The organism is Corynebacterium simulans (assembly GCF_001586215.1).
Lineage (GTDB): Bacteria > Actinomycetota > Actinomycetes > Mycobacteriales > Mycobacteriaceae > Corynebacterium > Corynebacterium simulans.
In genome coordinates this window covers 802,354-815,197 of the sequence record NZ_CP014634.1, presented here as the reverse complement: position 1 = coordinate 815,197, position 12,844 = coordinate 802,354, and the positions used below count along the sequence as shown (strand labels likewise).

Annotated in this window: 13 protein-coding genes; 10 read left to right on the top strand and 3 right to left on the bottom strand. The window is 61.8% G+C overall.

Translation table 11 applies throughout. The annotated features are described in order from the left end of the window. Positions 1-9: 9 nt before the first annotated feature. A complete protein-coding gene (locus WM42_RS03755; RefSeq protein ID WP_062035744.1) occupies positions 10-987 on the bottom strand; it encodes a LacI family DNA-binding transcriptional regulator in 978 nt (325 codons plus the stop codon). A 100-nt stretch (positions 988-1,087) separates the two neighbouring features. Here WM42_RS03755 and WM42_RS12890 point away from each other — a divergent pair, with 100 nt between their 5' ends. From WM42_RS12890 to WM42_RS03720, 7 genes are all read left to right on the top strand, one after another. Then, positions 1,088-1,495: a YdcF family protein gene (locus tag WM42_RS12890; RefSeq protein WP_235591309.1), complete on the top strand. Its 408-nt coding sequence runs from the start codon at positions 1,088-1,090 to the stop codon at positions 1,493-1,495. A 104-nt stretch (positions 1,496-1,599) separates the two neighbouring features. Continuing rightward, a complete protein-coding gene (locus WM42_RS03745; RefSeq protein WP_062035742.1) occupies positions 1,600-2,451 on the top strand; it encodes an aldose epimerase family protein in 852 nt (283 codons plus the stop codon). 15 nt (positions 2,452-2,466) lie between these two features. Then, entirely contained in the window at positions 2,467-4,122 is a 1,656-nt protein-coding gene (locus WM42_RS03740) for a sodium:solute symporter family protein (RefSeq protein ID WP_062035741.1), read from the top strand. Positions 4,123-4,135: 13 nt separating this feature from the next. Further along, complete coding sequence (locus tag WM42_RS03735; protein ID WP_062035740.1) at positions 4,136-4,417, top strand: hypothetical protein; 282 nt, start codon at positions 4,136-4,138, stop codon at positions 4,415-4,417. After that, a complete protein-coding gene (gene galT, locus WM42_RS03730) occupies positions 4,417-5,508 on the top strand; it encodes a galactose-1-phosphate uridylyltransferase (RefSeq protein ID WP_062035739.1) in 1,092 nt (363 codons plus the stop codon). The genes WM42_RS03735 and galT overlap by 1 nt, the downstream gene beginning before the upstream one ends. Beyond that, positions 5,501-6,739 (top strand): galactokinase, encoded by a 1,239-nt coding sequence (gene galK / locus WM42_RS03725; RefSeq protein WP_062035738.1) that lies wholly within the window; start codon positions 5,501-5,503, stop codon positions 6,737-6,739. The genes galT and galK overlap by 8 nt, the downstream gene beginning before the upstream one ends. Before the next feature lie 102 nt (positions 6,740-6,841). Then, positions 6,842-7,234, top strand: coding sequence for a hypothetical protein (locus WM42_RS03720; protein ID WP_062035737.1), 393 nt, complete (start codon positions 6,842-6,844; stop codon positions 7,232-7,234). Positions 7,235-7,807: 573 nt separating this feature from the next. On the opposite strand, the gene WM42_RS03715 is transcribed toward WM42_RS03720, so the two are convergent. Continuing rightward, positions 7,808-8,854 carry a ribonuclease HI gene (locus tag WM42_RS03715; protein WP_062035736.1) on the bottom strand — a complete coding sequence of 349 codons (1,047 nt, stop codon included), beginning with the start codon at positions 8,852-8,854 and terminating at the stop codon, positions 7,808-7,810. A 326-nt stretch (positions 8,855-9,180) separates the two neighbouring features. Between WM42_RS03715 and WM42_RS03710 the strand changes: the two genes are divergently transcribed. Next, positions 9,181-9,603, top strand: coding sequence for an RNA polymerase sigma factor (locus WM42_RS03710; protein ID WP_235591308.1), 423 nt, complete (start codon positions 9,181-9,183; stop codon positions 9,601-9,603). Then, the gene (locus WM42_RS03705; protein ID WP_062035734.1) at positions 9,596-10,657 is read left to right on the top strand and encodes a hypothetical protein; all 1,062 of its coding nucleotides are present in this window, start codon (positions 9,596-9,598) and stop codon (positions 10,655-10,657) included. The genes WM42_RS03710 and WM42_RS03705 overlap by 8 nt, the downstream gene beginning before the upstream one ends. Positions 10,658-10,660: 3 nt before the next feature. Here WM42_RS03705 and WM42_RS03700 read toward each other — a convergent pair whose 3' ends face one another. After that, a complete protein-coding gene (locus tag WM42_RS03700; RefSeq protein WP_062035733.1) occupies positions 10,661-11,218 on the bottom strand; it encodes a TetR/AcrR family transcriptional regulator in 558 nt (185 codons plus the stop codon). Between the two features lie 94 nt (positions 11,219-11,312). Between WM42_RS03700 and WM42_RS03695 the strand changes: the two genes are divergently transcribed. Continuing rightward, positions 11,313-12,488, top strand: a complete 1,176-nt coding sequence (locus tag WM42_RS03695; RefSeq protein ID WP_062035732.1) for an acyl-CoA dehydrogenase family protein — start codon at positions 11,313-11,315, stop codon at positions 12,486-12,488. Positions 12,489-12,844 lie beyond the last annotated feature (356 nt).

Sequence of the window (12,844 nt, the reverse complement as noted above, 5' to 3'; positions counted from 1 at the left end):
CTACCGCCCTTAGGAGAACTGCCGGGCGGTGGAAACGCGGGGGATATAAGAGGTGGGAATCTTTACCCCGGTCGGTGTTGCGTTATGCGTAATCGCCTTGGTCAGGTGCTGGACTGCTAGCCGGCCCAGCGCCGCCATGTCCTGGTCCACCACCGAGATCGGCACCGGTTGCAGGCGGAAGAGATTTAAGTCGTCGTAGCCCACCAACGCGATGTCTTCACCGATGGCCTTGCCGGCGTTATAGCAGGCGGCCAGCGCACCAGCCGTCATCATGGAATCGCCCGCCACGATGGCGGTAATGCCCTTTTCAAAAAGCTCTAATGCCCCCACGTAGCCGTCCTTGCGGCGGAAGCCGCCTTGTGCATAATGCGCGGAAAACTCGCTGCTTGCACCGCGGAAGACTTTCAGCCGCTGCCTACCCGTAGAAGTTTGCTGCGGGCCTGGAATATAGCCGACCACGCGGTGACCCTTTTGGCGCAGCTGCGTTAATGCCGCGAACATGCCCGGGCGCGGGTCCGAGGTAACGGCGGGGAAGGGCGGCAGCTCTCGGTCGATGAGCAGCAGCGGCCGGGATTTCGCGGCGTCTTTTAGCGCTGCTTCGGCGCCTTCAACCGGGACGGTGATAATGCCGTCTACCTGCCGCCATGTCAGTGCGTCGAGTGCTTTGGCTAAGTGCTCAGGTGACTCAGAGCAGGTGGTCATGATGGCAGCGATGCCAACGCGCTCGGCCTCGGCTTCAATCGCGGCAGCAATGAGCGCGAAATAAGGATCCGCCAGGTTCGGAATCACCACGCCGATAGCATCGGAGCGTGAACCGCGCAACGCGCGTGCCTGGGCATTCGGGCGATAGCCCAGCTGCTCGGCCGCAGCCTTGACCTTTTGCGTGGTCGCCGGAGAAATCGCAGGGTGATTGGCCAGCGCGCGGGAGACGGTGGAGATAGAAACCCCCGTGGCCGCGGCGAGGTCCTTCAAGGTTGGTGTGGCCACGGAAGTCCTTTCTCAATTAGGCTTTTGCACTATGTTTGGCCCTAGCTTAGTCCCCATTTTGGTCCTGGGAGCCCGCGTACAAGGTGGCGTGCCTGGACCCATGCTTGAGCGCAGACTCGAGCATGCATTTCGTATTTGGAGGGGACAAGACATCATCGTCTCCGGTTATGGCGAGGCCGAAGTCATGGCCGAGTACTTGGTGGGCAGGGGAGTTCCGCGCGAGAAGATAATCGTCGAACCACGTGCCACGAGTACCAACGAGAATCTCGAAAATGCCTATGCGATGAGCAAGCCGCCTTACTTCGATGTAGTCACCAGTGATTTCCATGCACTGCGTACCAAGCTATGGTCGTGGCACCTCGGAATCCCGATTCGCGTGCATTCTGCTTTCACGCCATGGGCGCTAAAACCAGAAAACTATTTGCGTGAGGTCCTTGCCACTCCGCACTCCGCGGCACGGATTATGTGGCGCCGTTTATTACCAGTCATCAGCGCTTTAGGGCGTTAGCAAATTCATTATGCAAGTTTATGCAAACGTTTGACTAGCGTTTGAACAGCGTCTTAACCTAAGCCACGTAGTGAGTTACACACGGAAAAGGAAGGCCTTAGGTTATGACCAGTCAGGCACCTACTTACCGGATAGCGCATGGCGCATATGAGGCAGAAATTGCCAGCTTCGGTGGCGGTATTAAGTCGCTGACCTTCGCCGGCGAGCCGCTGGTGGAGACCTATCAGGATCTCCCGCCCATGTGCGCCGGCGTAGTTCTTGCCCCGTGGCCTAACCGCACTGCAGATGGCCGTTTTAACTGGCGGGGGAGCGTTTACTGTCTGCCCGTCAATGAGCCTGAGCGCAACAACGCCATCCATGGCTTTGTATGCGACAAGGCTTGGGAATTAAAGCGCTACTGCGTGAACCAAGTGCAGCTCACCATCCAGATCGAGGCCCCTTGGCCGTGGCCCATTCAGCTCACCGCCACTTACAGCCTCGATCAAACTGGGCTTCACGCCCGCTTTGAGGCCCACGCGGAGCAGGATTGCCCCTTCGCGTTTGGCCTTCATACCTATCTTTCTGCCCGCGGCGCGGCTGCCAACGCCTCAATTCTTAGCCTCGGCGTCACCGAACACCACCTTCTTGATACCCGGAACTTGCCCACGGGCGTGGTGGAAAGCGTCGTCGTCAAGCAGCAGCGTATCGCTGACGTGACTTGGGATGATTGCTTCCACGGACAGGGACCCCTCACGGCGGATTACGTTTCCGCAGGCAAAGGCGTTCGCCTCGCAATGGGGCCGGGCCTTGACTGGGTACAGATGTATACCCCGGACAACTACCCCGGCCGCGGCCGTGCACTCGCGGTGGAACCCATGAGCGCTCCACCGAACGCACTGCGCAGTGGCATCGACCTTGCCGAAATTAACGCACATCAACCGATTGCCTACGAGCTTCGCTTGAGCGCAATCTACTAAAAGAAAGCTCTCCACATGGAACCTTCAGTATTGAGACTCGACGCAACCTGGGTGGACTACCTGCTCGTTGCCTTGTACTTCCTCTTCGTCTTGGGAATCGGCTGGGCTGCCAAAGCCCGCGTTTCCTCCTCCATCGACTTCTTCCTCTCCGGCCGCGGTTTGCCGGCTTGGGTGACTGGCCTGGCGTTCGTCTCTGCGAACCTCGGTGCGGTGGAGATCATCGGTATGTCCGCCAACGGCGTGGAGTATGGCTTCCAGACCATGCACTATTTCTGGATCGGCGCTATCCCGGCCATGGTGTTCCTGGGCATCGTGATGATGCCGTTCTACTACGGCTCGAAGGTTCGATCCGTTCCGGAGTTCATGCGTAAGCGCTTCGGTAGCGCGGCGCACCTGGTCAATGCCATTTCCTTTGCCGTAGCCCAGCTGCTCATCGCCGGTGTGAACCTGTACCTGCTGGCCACCATCGTTGAGGCCCTGCTGGGTTGGCCTATGTGGGTCGCGCTCGTTGTTGCAGGCATCATCGTCCTGTCCTACATCACCCTGGGCGGCTTGTCCGCTGCCATCTACAACGAGGTACTGCAGTTCTTCGTCATCATCGCTGCGCTTGCACCGCTGACGATTATCGGCCTGAACCGCGTCGGCGGCTGGCAGGGGCTGAAGGATTCCGTGGCGAACGATTCCCACTTCCACACCTGGCCGGGCACTGACATATCCGGCTTCGAGAATCCGGTCTGGTCCGTCATCGGCATCGTCCTGGGACTAGGCTTCGTCCTTTCCTTCGGTTACTGGACCACCAACTTCGTCGAGGTCCAGCGCGCCATGGCATCGGAGTCGATCTCCGCAGCGCGCAAGACGCCAATCATTGGTGCTTTCCCAAAAATGTTCGTGCCCTTCCTCGTGGTTATCCCAGGCATGATTGCCTCCGTCTCCGTCGCTGACTTGATGGAAGAGACCGCCAAGCCAAACGACGCCATCCTGCTGCTGATGCGCGACCTGCTCCCGAACGGCCTTTTGGGCGTTGCAATTGCGGGCCTGCTCGCTTCCTTCATGGCCGGCATGGCCGCCAACATCTCGGCCTTTAACACCGTTATCTCTTATGACATTTGGCAGACCTACGTGGTCAAGGATCGCGAGGATGGCTACTACCTGAAGTTCGGCCGCATCGCGACCGTCGTCGCCACCGGTGTGGCCGTCTTTACCGCCCTTTTGGCCCAGAACTTCGGCAACGTCATGGACTACCTGCAGACCCTGTTCGGCTTCTTCAACGCTCCGCTGTTCGCAACCTTCATCCTGGGCATGTTCTGGAAGCGCATGACCCCGCACGCAGGTTGGTCCGGCCTCGTGGCAGGTACTGCTTCCGCGATTGCGTTCTGGTATGTGGCTACCTTCACCGACGCCACCGCATCTATATTCAACCTGCCGGGCCAGGGCACCGCATTCGTGGCCGCCGGCGTGGCATTTACGGTAGACATCATCGTCTCCGTCATCGTCACCATGTTTACTCAGTCGAAGCCGGACGAGGAGCTCGTGGGCTTTGTTTCTTCCGTTACACCGAAGGACCACTTCGAGGACTACACCGAGAAGAACCTTCCGTGGTACAAGCAGACCGTTCCGCTCGGCGTCATCTGCTTGGTCATTGCAATCGGCCTGAACGTCATCTTTGCCTAAAGGAGCAACCATCATGACTCAAAAGACTTCTCCTCAGCACGCAGGCGCTTTCGATCTTCGCAACGTCATCGGTGCCCTGCTTGGTCTCTACGGCATCGTGCTTATCATCTGCTCCTTTGCCCTCGACCCGGGTGTAAACCCGGAAACCGGTATGGCGAAGGAATCTTCCGACAACCTCTGGGCGGGCGTCGTCATGGCAGTCGTAGCAGCAGGTTTCATGCTGTGGGCTAAGCTGCGCCCCATCATCGTTGACCCTTCCAAGATCGACGAATCGAAGCTGGCGGAGGCCAAGTAATGGTAGAGATCACCAAGGCCGCGCTTGCCGACGGCCGCGAAATCATCTACTTCGACGACACCCCACACACCGATCGCGTCCTAGAAGACAGCCGCGATCTGCCGCAGGTTACGCCGGCCTCAGAGATGCGCCGCGACCCGCTGACCGGGGACTGGGTGGCTTTTGCCGCTCACCGCATGAACCGCACGTTCATGCCGCCAGCTAATGAAAACCCGCTGGCGCCAACACTGCCGGGCCAGCTGCCCACGGAGATTCCCTCGCCTTCTTATGACGTCGTTGTCTTCGAAAACCGCTTCCCGTCTTTTGCCATGGGCATGGAGGATTACGAGGAAGACGTAGACGAGATGGGCCTGGTCCCGCGCAAGCCTGCCAAGGCGCGCTGCGAGGTGGTCTGCTTTACCTCTGATCCGGAATCCAGCTTCAAGGATCTCCCGGTCAGCCGCATCCGTACCGTGATCGAGGCGTGGGCACACCGCACCTCTGCGCTGTCTGCGCTGCCTGAGGTGGCCCAGGTCTTCCCGTTTGAAAACCGCGGCGCCGAAATCGGCGTGACGCTGCAGCACCCGCACGGCCAGATCTATTCCTACCCGTTCCTCTCGCCGCGCATGAAGGCTATCGTGGCCAGCTCCCAGGCTTACGAGGGCGATCTCTTCCAGGACATCCTGGACAAGGAGCGCGCAGCGGGCACCCGCATCATCGCGGAGACCGAGCACTTCACCGTGTTCGTCCCCGCGGCCGCTAAGTGGCCGCTCGAGGCGATGGTCATGCCCAACGAGTACGCGGCGGATTTCACTGAGCTTTCCAGCGCGCAGCGCGACGACCTCGCCGCCTTGCTCAAGAAGTTGTATACCGCTGTGGACCGTTTCTTCGACGGCGTCGAGAAGACCCCGTATATCGCGGGTTGGAACTTGGCGCCGACCGACCCTACACTGCGCGGGGACGTGCGCATGCACCTGCAGCTGTTTTCGCTGATGCGCTCACCGAACCGCATGAAGTACCTTGCCGGCTCGGAGTCCGCGCAGGCAGTGTGGATCAATGACACGACCCCGGAGCGCATCGCCGACCGGTTCAAGGAGGTCTGGGATGCTTAACTGGATTTCCACTCGCTCCGACGCCGCGCTTGCCGACGCCGCCACTCAACTGTTTCGCTCCACCTTTGACGTTGCCCCGGCTGGCGTGTGGGCCGCGCCGGGCCGAGTAAACCTCATCGGCGAGCACGTCGACTACGCAGGTGGCGCCTCGATTCCTTTCGCGCTGGAGCAGAACACGGCCGTGGCCGTGGCTCCGCGTTCGGATGGGCTCGTGCGCATCGCCTCGGAGTTTGGCGGCCAAGTCCGCCGCGTGGACGTTTTTCTGGATGAGGTTGGCCCGGGTTGGGCCAACGGCACCCCGGACGCCTGGGCTGGCTACGTCGCCGGCGCCGTGTGGGCGAGCCTCGAGGACGGCGTCATAGCCTCCTGCGAGGGCCTCGACATCGCGATTGTCTCTGACGTTCCGGTAGGCTCCGGCCTCTCCAGCTCCGCGGCGTTGGAGTGCTCGGTGGCGGTGGCGGCCTACGAGCTTTCGACAGGGCACGCGCCTGACGACGCCGCCCGCACCCGCCTAGTTCTCGCCTGCATGCGCGCGGAGAACGAAGTCGTGGGCGCCTCGACGGGTGGCTTGGACCAAAACGCCAGCCTGTTTGGGCAAAAGGGCAAGGCACTCGTCTTGGACTTCTCCACGGGTGAGGTGCGCCGCGTGCCGTTTAACATCGCGGACCGCGACATGGTGCTGCTGATTGCGGACACCAACGCCCCTCACTCTTTGAACGACGGCCAGTATGCCTCCCGCCGTGGCGTCATCGACGCGGTTCAGTCTGCATTGGCGGGCTCTGGGGCCCGCGGCGGAACTATCCGCGATATTCCCGATGCCGTTGCGGCCGCCACCCGGTGGGCAAGGGAAGCGGGGGAGGATGAGGGCGTCGTTAAGCGCCGCGTCGCCCACGTCGTGGAGGAGACCGCCCGCACCTTGGAAGCTGCCTCCGACTTGGAGGCCGGCAACCTTGACCGTTTCCGGGAGCTCATGCGCGATAGTCATGTCTCGCTGCGTGACCAGTATGAGGTGACGACCCCTGAGCTGGACTGCGCGTTCGCGGCGGCCGGCGAGGTGGGCGCGCGTATGACTGGGGGCGGTTTCGGTGGCGCGGTGATTGCGCTGGTTAAGCGTGCCGATGTGGAGTCGACGGCGGAGGCAATCGCTGCTGCCGCGGCTGAGCGCGGCTTCCCGGCGCCGACCTTCCTTGTGGCCAGCCCTGGCGACGGCGCGCGCCGAATCGCCGGTTAAGCCTCCTACTGGCGGCTGGAAAAACTTTCTGGTCGCCTGTAATAAACGCGGCGGTAGTGCAACTAACTAGGTGAACATCAACTTCCTAGTTAAGGAGTCATCATGAAAAAGACCCTCGTTGCTGCTACCGCCGCTTGCGCTATTTTGGCTGGTGGTGGCGCTGCAGTTGCTACCGGCTTCAACCCGTTCAGCGAGGATGCGAAGACCACCGCTGGCACCCAGCTGACCAGTACTGTTGACGGTCAGCTGGGGCCGGGCCAGGAGCTGCTTATCGCGGCAAACTGCCCGGGCACTCGCGCGAACCTGACCACGTCGTGGGGTGCGACGACGGTGATGTCGCCGGCAGCTGACCTTGGCCAACTGGTGGGCTACGTAACCGCGCCGGACAACATCGGCCCCGGTCCTGCCGACGGCTACCACACCTACACCGTGACCTGCGATTCCGGTGAGACCGATACCTTCACCTTCGCGTCCGGCGGAAACGGCGGTCACTAGCGCCCCGCGCGGCCTGGCCTCCGCTCTGACCTCCGCGGCCCCGCGCGGCCTGGCTTCCGCTCTGGCCTTCACTCTGACCCTCGCCTTCTGAGGTTTCCGCACGTCCCAGACTGGTCCCATTGGTTGGCTCCCATTGGTTGGGTTTCTTTAGGGGGTAATGAAACCCAATGGGCCGTATTCGTCGCCAACGCTTCTCGTAAAGGGACCATTAGAGGGAAACCCGTAGAGGGGGACCAACACGAAAGCGTCGAAAACAGCCCCGCAAACGCAGTCTTTCCAACCAGCGCCAGTAGACGAGCCAAGCGAAGCCGTACCAGCTCAAACCGAAGCTAACGAGCCAGAGTCAACAGAGGCGGATGGCAAGTTTTACCCATTTTCTTGGTGGAAAGCTGGCCTGTCAGCGTTTTCCTTTTAATCGGATTTACTGGCTTTAGCGCGGCCCCAGGAACCAGTCTCTTCTTTATTATCCCGTCGGCGTGGTACCTGTTAATGTCCGTCATCTATCGCGATAAGCTGCACGAACGCCGTTGGCTGTGGGCGGTGGCGTTTGCCTGCCTGATCATCTTTTGGCGGCTAAGCCTGAAGCTTGGCCAGCGCCTTGGTGATGCCCTCCTGCAGCGTGGCCCGCGACTGCTTCATCGGATGCGCAATCGCACGCAGCCCCATGTACGCAATCTGGTCCGCCGCGCGGTTGAGCGGATCGCCCGCATGGCCAAGCACGCGGCGGATTTCCACCTCGCATTCGCCCTCGACGTCGTTCCAGGCCTGCTGGAAACGCGACCGCGCACCTGACGTCACGCCGCGCCACGTCCGCCGCGAGCGCACCGCCTTCGACTGCTTATTGCGCAACTGCTCCACTGCTTCGAGCGCCGCGACCGAGTCGCTTTCAATAATCGCCTTCTTTGCACCCACCTTGAGCAGGTACTTCAGCGCCAGGGTCAGCGATTCCAGCTCGAGCTCGTCAGTACCCGCCTTAGTCTCGCGGGTGCGTAGCCGGTAGTCGCCATTGCCCGCCACGAAGCACATGGAGCCCTTGAACACGGTGTCGGAGGAGGCGTCGGTAGCAATGCGCACCGTGGCGCCCTCCGGCCATGATGACGCCTGCGAGAAGTTTGGCCACCAATGTGCCTTCGGGGTCTCTACCTGCGTGGACTCTTTCTTCCGCGGCGCCTCGCCCAACTTCTTGGCCTTACGCGCGGTCAGGCCCGCTTCTTTGCGGCGCACAGAGCTCGCGCTTTTCGACGCCCTATTTTCCTCCGCAAAGCTACCCGTCACCGTATAACCGCGCCGTTCCAGCGCCGACCGCAGCGCATTTTGCCGGCGCCCCGTGACAATCCAGACTCGGCCCTTCAGGTTCTTCGTGGCCTTCTCGAATTCGCGGATGGCAATCTCCACCACGTCGCCGCTCTTGGTCTGGCCCTTGCGTATGAAGCGCGTCTGCCTGGTGTTTACTGCGATGACCCAGCCATCAACAGTGCCGCCCGGCGCCGAGTCCCAGCGCTCGTCCCACAGTGCGATCGCCACATGGACCGGTGCGTTCACCATAGAGTCGGTGATCTTCCGGGTGCCATACGTACGGGACTGCGTGCCGGTGAGCGCGCTGAGTTCGAGCGGTTCCATCGTCTACTAGTAAACCATCTGCGCCCGACACCAAGCTGCTCGGACTCAACCCGGCGCTAGCGGTCGGCCTGCTAATGCTGATCCTCGCGAGTCAGCAGACCGACGTCGACGCTGCAGGCATGGCCGCCTCTCTGGTCAAGACAGTGCTGATTCCGGTTAAAGAAAAAGTCGCGCACTAGTCTGTAATAATTCCGAGCCTGCTGCAACATACTCTATGTGAAGTATGTTCCAGCAGGCTCGTGGAGTTTTATTTGTCCGTCTTAACCTTGCCCGGCGCGCGAAAGCGGGAGTTCTCCCGGCATTTTCGCGCGCATTATCCTGCCGTCTTGGCGTTCTTACGGCGTCGCGTGCCGCAGGAGTACGCTGAGGAGCTGGCTGCCGACGTCTTCGCGCGCGCCTGGGCCAACTTCGACACCCTGACAGGGGAGAACCCGCTGCCATGGCTCTATGGCATCGCCCGCAACGTGATGCGCGAGTTCTATCGCTCGCGCCGAGAGTTCGAAAACCTCGACGACTTCGACGGCGCCCTTTCCGACGAATCCGCCGCCGTTGACTTGTCCCTCGACATCAACCGCGCCCTGCTGCAGCTTCCTTATGCCGAGCGCGAGATCCTCACTCTCTTCGCCTGGGAGGAGCTCACGCAGGCCGAGATCGCCGAGGTCCTCGGCATCACCCCTAACAACGTCCGCGTGCGCCTGCACCGCGCCCGCACCCACCTTTCCGAGCTCACCGGAGGCTACGATGACTGATCCGCTTTCCCAATTGCGCGCCGCAAATCCGGTGCCAGACGCTGCGCTTGACGACGCCGCCCTTACCCGCTCCGAGGCGGTGCTCAGCGGCATCGTCGATTCGGGGTCACGCACGCCGTGGAAGGCCGTGGCCGCGGGCGTCGGTGTCCTAGCTCTGGTGGGCGGGGTCATCCCGTTTGTGAACCACAGCGAGCCGGTCGCCGTGGCGGAGGTGCTCACGCACGCGGGCGAGGCTGCCGCCGCGCAGCCCGACGCCGCGGACAAAGGCGTGACCTCAAAGGAGTACCTCAAGCGCGTGGACACCGATGGCTCGTCTACTGCCACGACCGAGTACTCGGTGGGCGTCGACGGCACCGTGAACATCTCCTCCCAAGGCGAGCTGCCGGGGTTCGACCCGCAGCCGGCCATCCCCGCAGAAGACCTTATGGCGGCCACCGACCGCGCTGGGCTGGAAGCTCTTGCGGATCGTTTCCCCAACCGCGCCCTCGGCGCGCTGCAGCTGCTGCTGCAGCCAGGTTTGAGCAGCGAGCAGCAGAAGATTGTCTACGACATTCTGGCCGCCACCGACGGCAACGACCTGGCTTCGGCCTCGCAGGGCTCCCACAACGGCGTGGGGGAGGACGGCCTCATCAGCGTCATTCGCGACGCTGACCACGTCAGCTTCTCCATCCTTCCGGCAACCGGCCAGCTGGTCCGCGTGGTCGGTCTGGTCGGCCCCAATGTGACCACCACCGTGGAGGCCACGGCCATCTTGGGCTGCGTGTCCGTCACCGGACTGGAAGGCCCCGACAGCATTTCGCTGGCCTGCGGTGATAACAACTACCTGGTCAATGACCTTAGGTGGTCCAACTGGGGTGCCGATGAGGCCACGGCTGAGGGCACGGCCGTGGAAAACGACTGCGACCCCTTCTGCTCGGAGGGCAAGTTTAAGCAGACGCCGGTGCGGGTGGTCGTCGACAAACGTGAAGCGTGTGGCTACAACGCCAAGGTGTACTCGCGCATCCGTGTCATCTACCCGGACCACGAAGAGGCCGAGGAGATTGGCTGCGCGTAGCGGCTAGGTCAGCTGGCGGAGCGCGAACTGCCCGTACATGTCACCGAGCTCCTCGGCGGTGTACGGGCCATCGGGGCTAAACCACGTGGCCACGCCGATGCCCATGTCGATGAGCGCCCAGCAGGCAATCTTGAGGTTCTCGGCTTGGAAGCTGCCCTCGTCGACGACGTTCATCCAACGCGCCACATAGTCGCGGCGCAGCTGCAGGACCACGGATTTGTGGGGTTCTTCGAGGTTGTTGAGCTCGTTGTTGACCACGCGGACGCGCTTGGCGTGGGTGGCGTGGAAGACGACGTGTGCGCGCATCGTGGCGAGGATTTTTTCCTCGGAACCCGTGACTCCGGCGAGCGCCGCGGCGTTGGCACGTAGGAGTTCCTCCATGGCGGAGACGGTGACCTCGGCGAGCAGCTCTTGCTTGGACTTGTAGTGGTTGTAGAGGCTCGATGCCCGCATGCCCACTGCCTTTGCGATGTCTTCCATGCCGGTGCCGTGGTAGCCGCGCTGGTCAAAGAGGTCGAGGGCGGCGGTGGCGATTTGGCCGCGGCGCTTCTGGTTAGCCATGGTGGTGTGCCTTTCGCTGGGTACGTTCTCTTGACAGGCGGTGAGGCGTGTATCACAATAGCAGACTAATAGTGATTCGTTTCGGAGGCCCGCAATGTCCAATAATCTCTTTGATTCTACAACTGACTTTCTCGGCGCGTTCGACGGCATCAGTGCCCAAGACGCCGAGGTCTGGGCACGTGCTCGCTCGTTTCGTGAAGATTGCCTTCCGGTTATCAATGAGCATTGGGAGAAAAGCGAATACCCCCTCGAACTTGTGCGCCGCTTAGGCGAGCTCGACCTCATGACGGACGGCCTTGACGTTCCTGGCCACGAGTCCATGACCTCACTCGGCGCGGGTTTGGCGCTCATGGAGGTCACGCGTGCCGACGCCTCGATGGGCACTGTCGTTGCCATGCAGGCCGGCCTGGCTATGCGCTCCATCGCGATGCTTGGCTCGGAGGAACAGCGCTCCCGCTACCTGCCAGCGATGGCGTCGTGTTCGCTGCTCGGCGCGTTTGGTCTGACGGAACCGTTGCACGGTTCTGACTCCATTGCACTGGAGACCACCGCGGTCCGCGACGGCGATTCCTGGGTTCTCAACGGCGAAAAGAAATGGATCGGCAACGGTGCTTCCGGTGGCGTGACCGTGATTTACGCCCGTATGGAGGACGGAAACGTGGGTGGCTTCATCGTTCCGCAGGACGCGCCGGGCTACTCGGCCACGGTGATTACCGGCAAGCTGTCACTGCGCGCTATCCACCAGGCGCACATCGTCTTGGAGGATTGCCGCATTCCTGCCTCCAACCGGTTGCCCGGCTGCCAAACGTTTAAGGACGTCTCCCGCGTGCTGACTGCAACGCGCATCGGCGTCTCGTGGATGGCGTTGGGCTCGGCCGTGGCTTGCTATGAAACCGCGCGCAACTACGTCATGGAGCGCGTCCAGTTCGGCCGTGAGCTGGCAAAAGCGCAGATCATCCAGCAGCGCTTGGCCAACATGGTGCTGGACCTCAACCAGATGATGCTGACCTGCCGCGAGGTTGCCGCCCGCGAGGAGGCCGGCACGCTCACCCCGCCGCAGGCTTCCGCGGCGAAGCTGCACAACACCCGCGCTGCGCGACGCATTGCTTCCGACGCCCGCGACATGCTCGGCGGCGTGGGCATCCTGCTAGAAAACGACATCGCGCGCCACTTTGCCGACATCGAGGCCATGCACACCTATGAGGGAACCGACACCGTGCAGAGCCTCATCATGGGCAAGGTCATTACGGGTTTCTCGGCCTACAAGTAGCAGCCTGCCCGCGCCCCGCTTGGCATGCGTGCCGCCTAGCGCTCTCGCACCTCGCTTGGCGCTCGCTCCACCCCCTTACCGGGTTTGGTCCCATTGGTTGGGTTTCATTAGGGGGTAAAGAAACCCTTAGGAGCCATTGCGCGGGAGTCGGTTCTCGTAAAACTACCCAACCAATGGGACCACTAGAGGGCGACCAAACCGCGGCAGCTGAAACCGCCCATTCGCCAGCGAGAGGACAGCCGCTGAGGCGCTAGCCGGCCGACAGCCTCGAAAGCGCCAACTCCCCCTAGGAAATACTTCCTCCTAGCTGCGCAAACACAGAGTTATCCACAGGTAAAAAATTGACTCTAGACACG

Excerpts from the sequence above, each read along its gene's own strand:
- galT (WP_062035739.1), top strand. The coding sequence starts at position 4,417 with ATGGTAGAGATCACCAAGGCCGCGCTTGCCGACGGCCGCGAAATCATC.
- WM42_RS03715 (WP_062035736.1), bottom strand. The coding sequence starts at position 8,854 with ATGGAACCGCTCGAACTCAGCGCGCTCACCGGCACGCAGTCCCGTACG.
- WM42_RS03720 (WP_062035737.1), top strand. The coding sequence starts at position 6,842 with ATGAAAAAGACCCTCGTTGCTGCTACCGCCGCTTGCGCTATTTTGGCT.
- WM42_RS03705 (WP_062035734.1), top strand. The coding sequence starts at position 9,596 with ATGACTGATCCGCTTTCCCAATTGCGCGCCGCAAATCCGGTGCCAGAC.
- WM42_RS03745 (WP_062035742.1), top strand. The coding sequence starts at position 1,600 with ATGACCAGTCAGGCACCTACTTACCGGATAGCGCATGGCGCATATGAG.
- WM42_RS12890 (WP_235591309.1), top strand. The coding sequence starts at position 1,088 with ATGCTTGAGCGCAGACTCGAGCATGCATTTCGTATTTGGAGGGGACAA.
- WM42_RS03700 (WP_062035733.1), bottom strand. The coding sequence starts at position 11,218 with ATGGCTAACCAGAAGCGCCGCGGCCAAATCGCCACCGCCGCCCTCGAC.
- WM42_RS03740 (WP_062035741.1), top strand. The coding sequence starts at position 2,467 with ATGGAACCTTCAGTATTGAGACTCGACGCAACCTGGGTGGACTACCTG.
- galK (WP_062035738.1), top strand. The coding sequence starts at position 5,501 with ATGCTTAACTGGATTTCCACTCGCTCCGACGCCGCGCTTGCCGACGCC.
- WM42_RS03695 (WP_062035732.1), top strand. The coding sequence starts at position 11,313 with ATGTCCAATAATCTCTTTGATTCTACAACTGACTTTCTCGGCGCGTTC.
- WM42_RS03735 (WP_062035740.1), top strand. The coding sequence starts at position 4,136 with ATGACTCAAAAGACTTCTCCTCAGCACGCAGGCGCTTTCGATCTTCGC.